This window comes from Bacteroides sp. AM54-2NS, assembly GCF_003602935.1.
GTDB classification, from domain to species: Bacteria; Bacteroidota; Bacteroidia; order Bacteroidales; family Bacteroidaceae; genus Bacteroides; species Bacteroides xylanisolvens.
Genome location: NZ_QTMZ01000089.1, coordinates 1 through 7,936 on the forward strand (window position 1 = coordinate 1; position 7,936 = coordinate 7,936).

At 51.9% G+C, this 7,936-nt stretch carries 6 protein-coding genes and 2 pseudogenes; all 8 read left to right on the top strand.

The annotated features are described in order from the left end of the window. Positions 1-231: pseudogene (locus tag DXA05_RS25265) on the top strand (hypothetical protein); the annotation flags it as partial. A gap of 15 nt (positions 232-246) precedes the next feature. Beyond that, a complete protein-coding gene (locus tag DXA05_RS25270) occupies positions 247-1,068 on the top strand; it encodes a M23 family metallopeptidase (protein WP_005816253.1) in 822 nt (273 codons plus the stop codon). 32 nt (positions 1,069-1,100) lie between these two features. Further along, positions 1,101-1,373, top strand: a complete 273-nt coding sequence (locus tag DXA05_RS25275; protein WP_007897422.1) for a hypothetical protein — start codon at positions 1,101-1,103, stop codon at positions 1,371-1,373. A gap of 9 nt (positions 1,374-1,382) precedes the next feature. Next, positions 1,383-3,181, top strand: a pseudogene (locus DXA05_RS25280) (hypothetical protein). An 82-nt stretch (positions 3,182-3,263) separates the two neighbouring features. Further along, the gene (locus DXA05_RS25285) at positions 3,264-5,720 is read left to right on the top strand and encodes a zincin-like metallopeptidase domain-containing protein (RefSeq protein WP_128859761.1); all 2,457 of its coding nucleotides are present in this window, start codon (positions 3,264-3,266) and stop codon (positions 5,718-5,720) included. 4 nt (positions 5,721-5,724) lie between these two features. Then, positions 5,725-7,281: a glucosaminidase domain-containing protein gene (locus DXA05_RS25290; protein WP_005816260.1), complete on the top strand. Its 1,557-nt coding sequence runs from the start codon at positions 5,725-5,727 to the stop codon at positions 7,279-7,281. Then, complete coding sequence (locus DXA05_RS25295) at positions 7,278-7,460, top strand: hypothetical protein (RefSeq protein ID WP_005816263.1); 183 nt, start codon at positions 7,278-7,280, stop codon at positions 7,458-7,460. The genes DXA05_RS25290 and DXA05_RS25295 overlap by 4 nt, the downstream gene beginning before the upstream one ends. Positions 7,461-7,532: 72 nt before the next feature. Then, positions 7,533-7,936, top strand: a 404-nt coding sequence (locus DXA05_RS25300) for a hypothetical protein (protein WP_128859762.1), incomplete at its 3' end; no start/stop codon positions are given.

Sequence of the window (7,936 nt, forward strand, 5' to 3'; positions counted from 1 at the left end):
ATCGGCAAGGGCAACGTGTCGGGTATGAGCATCGTCGGACTGGTGGCTGCCGCCTTCATGGTATTCGGACGCTTTGGTTGGATGAGCAAGATTGCGGGTGCCTGGCTTGGAGCGATGATCATCGGGAACAATTCTAAGGTGGCGCAAACTCTGCCTAACAGAGGCGGTACGTCTTCACATGGGCAGAACATGAAAGAAGCAGAGACCCAAAGCAGAGGGATGAAACGATAACCAATATACAGTGATATGAGATATACAGAAGAAATGATACTGCGCTCATCGAGCGGCTACTGTATGCCGTTTGAGGAGCCTATAAAGCAGGACGTGCAGATGTCCTTGGGTTACGGAGAGCAGAAAAATCCCGTGACGGGAGAAACATTCTTCCATCACGGCATAGACTTCTCAGTGAACCATTACCTGCTGTCGGCGGTGGCAACGGGAACCGTCTCTGCCATTGGGTCGGACGCGGAGCATGGCATCTACCAGACCATCCGCTACGGCAAATACGAAGTGACTTACAGGCATCTCTCCAATGTCTTCGCCAACTTCTCCCAAAGCGTCAAGGCCGGTCAGACCATCGCCATCAGTGGCGACCTGCTGCACATGGAGGTGAGGTTTGACGGAGAGGAAATCAATCCGTTGGAGTTCCTCACCATGCTCTACGGCAATATCAAGGCATTGGAGCACAATTCCCAAATGGGCATCAATGAACTGGACATGAACATCCCTTCACCCTACGACACCGACCGTCAGGAGATAGAGGCATTGATGCTCCGCTTCCTTCCCTCCTACTTCGAGGACCTTCAACAAGGAGCATACTCTCTGCCCGAACATACGGAGCAGTCGTTGAGAAACATCTTCTCGTTGGGAGCGAGCAAGCATTATTTCTACGAGACCATGCCGAGCATGGCTAATCCCTTGGGCATCGGCAACCGCTGTATGCCTTTGGCGACTAAGGTGCAGAACCTGCTCATTGCCGACTTTCTCAACTATCTTGCCATGCGACATCAGGTATATCTCTCCACGATGGACGAGGTGTTAAAAAAAAACTCCAAGAGCAAGCCCTGACGCATGACGGCATCATCGACCCTCTTGCCGACTTGGACGTGGATATCCAGAGCTTCGACATTCCGAGGATAGTGAGCGTCTATCCCGACCGGGCTGGCGTGAGATGGTGGACAAAGGCATGGTTCAATGGTAAGGAAGAGGGGGAACCCTCCGTGGAGATTGAGGAACGTATGGCCGTGCAGTTCATCCACTGCCAAGTGGACAAGGACGCATGGTTGGAGGAACACTATCCTAAGCAGATGGAGATATATCACAATGCCATCGAGCAGACAAAGGAACAGATATTACAGCAGTATAATATATAAACAAGGTATATGGCAGTTAAGAACAGTCAGCGATTCGCAGAGATAGAGCGTCTGATGGGCGACTACTTCGGGTGTCACCTTGCCCCCGTGATGGGCAGGGTGCAACGGGACTTGTCCAACAGACAGGCAGACGAGATGCGAGCCTACTCCAACAGTACGGCTGGCATCCTACGCTCATTGGCCACTGCCAATATGCCTGGTGATGACCCATACGCCACGCTGAAGATTACAGGCAAGTGGAACAGCAAGACCACCGAGACTATCTGGCGATGTGCAAGGAGGCTATTGTCGGCAACAAGGATATGCAGCGTGACCTTGCCGTGATGGCTGAGGAATGGCGCAAGGCGGTGGTGACGGAGATAGGACGAGAGCGGTACGATGCACTCTCTAAACAACTCGGTTGTGATTTGGCATACGCCTATATCGATCACCGCATGGAGCAGCTGATGATAGAAAAAATGGTGAAAGACCGTATGCCAACATCTTCTGCCGACTATATCATCCGCAAGGCGGCACAAAGCAGTCTGTTCGGTCTGCCCTACGAACTGAACAAGTCACCCCTTGCCGCAGAGATAGAAGCCAAAGGAGAGGCAGCCTATAAGCCCTCTCGAACAGAGAAGGCAGCGGGATGGGCAGCCGGAGCGGGTGCCGATGTCGTGGCCATGGGAGGGATTGGCTCATGGGCAACCTTCGCCAAGTTTGTCGGTATCGATATGGTGATGAATGTCGGCATGGAGCACCTAAGCAAGAAAGGTAGCAGCCAAGAGGTCTGTGTCGAGGAGTGTATCAGCAAGGGAGTTTTCGGTACGGGCACCAACGTCTTCGCCTCATTCCGCAAACAGGCAAAAGTCATCAAGAACCACGAGAACAGCTATATCAAGGCTACCAACAGCCATTTCAAGAACAAGATTCCCACGAGCAATATCACTTTTATGGATTGGACGAAACAAACCGAGCAGACCTCTTTTCCTTGGAACAAAGGTACGTTCCTTGACCCTCAGAGAAACGAAGCAACCAAACGTACAGGCAAGTACAAGGATGTGCCCTTGATAGTTGCGCCTGGACAGGAAGACGAGTATCTGGAGGTTAAGGCGAGACTGGATGCAGAGGCTGAGAAGGAGAAGAAGGCAGAACCGAAAGAAACTCCTGATTCATCGACTGAAGAGGCAACACCATCTGTAGTCCAGCAGGAGGAAACAGCCTTACAAACAAACGAAAATGGATGGGACGGGCTGTTGCAGAGTTTTGGACTGAACGGCTTTTCAGACATCGGCAAGAACCTTGGTTATGTGTTGGCGATGCTGCCCGATGTACTGGTGGGACTGTTCACTGGCAAGACAAAATCGCTGAATATGGACAATAGCCTCCTTCCTTTGGCCTCTATCGTGGCTGGAATGTTCGTGAAGAATCCTATACTGAAGATGCTGTTGATGGGTATGGGAGGTGCCAATCTGCTCAACAAAGCGGGACATGAGGTGCTGGGCAGGAAACAGCAGGAAGGCATTGCACCTACAGTTAGTCCTGCTGCATCTCGCATTCAGTACCGCCAATATCCTGATGAACCACTCAATCCTCGTATCAGCAACCCGATGCTGCAAGGGCGGTGTCTCGTTGCCAACATTGACCATGTGCCTTGTACCATTCAACTGCCTGACAGTGTGATTGGGGCGCATCAGTCGGGGGCATTGCCGCTGAATACATTGGCTAACGCCATACTTGCCAAGAACGACCAGATGCGACAGATGGCAGCAATGCAGTACGAAGAGCAGGCACGGGAGAGCGTGGTGCGACCGAGGGGAATACAGTGAAGCCCGACAACAAAATTGTCGGGAACGGTGGCTTGGTAAGCCAATTATAGAATGTGATTGAGATAAACAAAAAGATAAAAGCATGAAAGAGAAATCAGAATTTGAGAAGCGGACGGCGGAGAAGCAGGTGTCGCTGCTCACTGAGGCACTGACGAGTGCGGTGGATGCCAAGGGACATTGGTTGAATGCAAGCGGCAAACTCTATCCGAAGCTCTATCCCAAGGGCTTTTCGGTCAGTCCGTTCAATGCCCTTGTCCTTGCCCTTGACTCCGATGCCAAGGGTTGCAAGAGCAATCTGTTTACGCAGTTCTCCGAAGCGAAGGCACGGGGTGAGAGCGTGAGGGAGCATGAGAAAGGTGTGCCGTTCCTGTATTACAATTGGAATAAGTACGTCAACCGCAACAATCCCGACGATGTCATCACCAAGGAGGCATACGCAGAACTGTCGGAACAGGACAAACAGCAGTACAAGGGAGTGAAAAACCGTGAGATCCGTGTGCTGTTCAATATCGACCAGACGCTACTGCCTATGGCTAACGAAACAGCCTACACTACGGCATTGAAGAAGGATGGCACGGTGGAGGATAGAGGTTATGGCGACAAGGAGGACAAGCAGCTGCATGGGTGCGTCAACGGATTCCTTCAGAAGATGAAGGACAACCTCGTGAATGTACGTCAGGACGGCACGGGTGTGGCGCACTACGACACCGAGAAGGATGTCATCTACCTGCCACGGCAGCGTGACTTCGAGCACTACAATGACTATGTACAGGAGATGATGCGTCAGTTGGTGTCTGCCACCGGTCATCAGCAGCGGTTGGCACGTGAGGGCATGGTCATGAAGAACGGCAAAGCCCCGTCGGAGGATGCCGTGAAGAAGGAACGACTCATCACTGAGATAGCTTCGGGCGTGAAGATGCTCGAACTGGGACTGCCTGCCCGTCTGTCAAAGGACAGCCTTAGCATGGTGGACTATTGGACGAGGGAACTGAAGGAAGACCCTTGTCTGATTGATGCCATCGAGAGTGAGGTGAACGGTGCGCTGAAGGTGTTGAAGAAAGCCGAACTGGGTGAAAAGGTGGAGTATGCCACCGACCAGCATCAGCGAGAGACGGCGCAGATACAGGTGCAGTTGCCCAACCACTACTTCGTAGCAGACGAAATCAAGCAGCATCCCAACGAGGAGCAGCGTACTGTGGTCATCGTGCGTGATGATGCCAGCAAGACCGCCGATGTGGTGCTGCCACAGGGTGCATCGTTGGAGGTGAACAACGAGATCAAGGGCATGAACAAGCAACGCTTCACCAATGCCTTGCAGAAAGAGGGTTATGACAACGTGCGTTTCTACAATCCCGACGGAGCCTTGGGCTTCCGTCCCGACGACAGTTATTTCGCCGACAAGAAAATCACGGTATCAAGACTGCGCAACTGGTCTATCGAAGACCTATCCTCGTTGGATGCTTCTGAGGCCGTAACCCACAGCCGTGACATCGGTTTCGACAATGTGCAGTTGGTAAAGGATGACAAGGAGCGGTGGGCATTGTACATCAAGCCCGAAGGTAAGGAGGGCTTTGCCGTCTATCCCGACAAAGGAGACCTCAATCATTTCTTCACCACCTTGAAGCAGTCGATGGACAACATCGAGCGTGTGCGTGAGGAACTGGCACAGAAGTATTATGCTATGGCAGAGGCGAAACCCGACCTGAAGGTGGACATCTTCGGAGGTAATGAGCAGGAGGTTGATTTGAACCGCATCCAGCGTGTGGCAGTATTCCGTGCCAAATCGGGCGAATGCCTGTGTGCAGCCACTATTGACGGCAAGAAGTTGCAGCCGAGAAGTGTCAGTCCGTCACAATGGCAACGATTGTGGGTGGCTCCTGACAGGGATTCCTACAAGCAGAACCTTGCCGCCTCGCTGTTTGCTGATGTATTGCAGAAAGACAACAATGTCGAGCAAAGTACACAAGAGAAGCAGGAAGAAGCGACGGAGGTGAAGCAAGCGGAGACGGCAATTGTCGATAAGCATGATGAACAGAAGGAAGTGGTACTTAAGGAAGATAAAAGCTCTGAACAAAGGGAAGAGAAGAAACAAGAGGAAAAGAAAGAAGAAAAGAAGGATGAAAAGGCTGTCAAGGCTGCTGTCTCTCCCCTTGTCCAACAATATCTTGACTTGAAGAAGAAGCATCCTGATGCCATTCTTTTGTTTCGCTGCGGTGACTTCTATGAGACCTACAAGGATGATGCGGTGAAGGCATCCAAAATATTGGATATTACGCTGACAAAGAGCAATGGGCGCAAGGATGATGAAGGCAAGCCGTTGGCAATGGCAGGATTCCCATATCATGCCCTCGACACCTATCTGCCGAAGCTCATTCGTGCTGGTGAACGGGTGGCCATCTGTGACCAGTTGGAAATGCCGAAGCAGACAACATCATCGAAGCGTGGAATTACGGAGATGGTGTCACCTGGAAAAGAGACAGGAAAGCAGATGGCACAGGAAAGTCAAGAAACAGAACAACACACCAGTCTAAGGAGATAGGCTTATGGGAAAGAACGCAGCGTATGCCGCACAATATGCGGAGGAAGCCAAAGAACAGATGCGGATGTATGGGATTCCTGCCTCCGTCATCTTGGCGCAAGCCATACTGGAGAGCAGCAACGGACAGAGCCAACTGTCGCGCGAATGCAACAACCACTTTGGCATCAAGGCTACGGCATCGTGGTTGAAGAATGGCGGAGAGTATGGAGTCTATACGGATGATAGGCCCAACGAGAAATTCTGTAAGTACAAAAGCGTGGGTGACAGTTATGAGCATCACTCGCAGTTCCTGAAGCAGAACAAGCGTTATGCGCAGTGCTTCACGCTGTCGCCTGACGACTACAAGGGATGGACGAAGGGCATTGAGCGTGCCGGCTATGCCACGGGCGGCGGTTATGCTGCAAGTCTGCAGCGCATCATTGAAGCCAACGGACTGGACAAGTATGACAGTGAGGTGATGGCTGAGATGCGGGCAGAAGGTCGGTCGTTCGGGGTGGAGAATAATCCTCGTAGAGAAATGCCTGCTGCCCATGTACCGCAGTCTGCCGGGTATTCCTTTCCTGTGGAGCGAGAGGAGTTTCTCTTCATCACCTCGCCTTTCGGCAATCGCCAGGATCCGATGGATGCCACCAAGCAGCAGATGCACAAGGGCATTGACATCAAGACGAACCATGAGGCGGTGTTGGCCACGGAGAACGGCGGCAAGGTGGTGGCGGTGAACCATAATGCGAACACGGCAGGAGGGAAATCCGTCACCGTGGAATACAGCCGTGAGGATGGCAGCAAGGTGCAATGCTCCTACCTGCATCTGTCTGACATAGCAGTAAAGGTAGGTGACGTGGTTAATGCCAGTCAGAAGTTGGGGGTGTCGGGAAATACCGGCACCAGAACCACTGGCGAGCATCTGCATTTCGGAGTGAAGAGTGTATCGGCTGACGGCTCAAAAAGGGATATGGATCCAGCCGCTTATCTGGCAGAAATCGGACAGAAAGGCAACATCAAGCTACAGGCCCTGCATAACGGCAATGACCTGTTGGCAAAATACAAGAGCAATGCGCCACAGGAGCAGAAGGTTTCGTCGGAGGACTGGATGAAGAAAATCCTTTCCTCGGAGGACAGCGGCGTGGGCATTTCGGGAACGAATGACCCTATACTCGACATGGCGATGACCACCTTCATGTCGCTGATGATGTTGGCAGCGCAGATTGACAGCAATGATGAGGAACGACAAAAAGGACTTATCTCTGCCATGGCAGCCAACCGGCTCGTAGATTTGACCTCGCTTGTTCCAGGCATGAGGCAATGCACCATTACTGTGGGTGAGAACGGCAAGACTGTGCTTCATGCAGAGAGCGGTACGGTGAAGATTGACCGTGAACTGACCTCCTCGGAGATGAACCGCCTGTCGCTCATTTTGGGCAATGCCAATCTGTCGGAAGAAAGCAAACGGACGAAGATTGCGGGAATGGTGACAGGCATCGTGGCGACACAGCAGGCTTCGCAGAACTTCGAGCAAGGGATGGAGGCTGAGAGTCAACAACAAAATCTGCAAAGGAAATGAAAAGGATAGCAAGTCATCTGTGTACATTGCTGGTGGGTATGGTAGCTGTGGCAGGACACTTCATGCTTACCCAATGGCTTTTCGGTCAGACCGTGGCCATCATCTATCTCGGCTTCCAACTTATCATAGCAGCGTGGATAGTCTATGAACTGATACGTGCGCTAGTATATGATGATTGAAAAGAGATTATTGTCATTGCTAAGACATTTCACTTGGACGATGGATATGTATAATTCAAATAGTATCGAGCAATGATCAAATGTAATGTAACAGTGTGCGGAACGGTCAGCAAGGCTGCGACCTGCCGCACGAACAAGGAGGGCAAGGCATTCGTGAGCTTTGCCATGAACGTAGTCATTCCAGCGAAGAGCGGGATTAACAAGACCATCGAGGTGTCGGTCATCAAAGATGGGACACTGACGGAGGTGGGCAGCTGCAACATCGGCGAACGCATTGAGGTAGCCGGTGTATTGGTACCAAGAAAATGGGGCGATGTCCTTTATTTCAACCTGTCGGCAAGCAGCATCAGCCACCAGCCTGACGAGGCAGAGGACTGCATCAAGGGCGTGATGGAGTTCCGCGGCAAGGTGGGCAAGAGCATTGAGGACAAGACGGACAAGAATGGTGTGCCGTACTGCCAGTTCTCCGCTTTCAG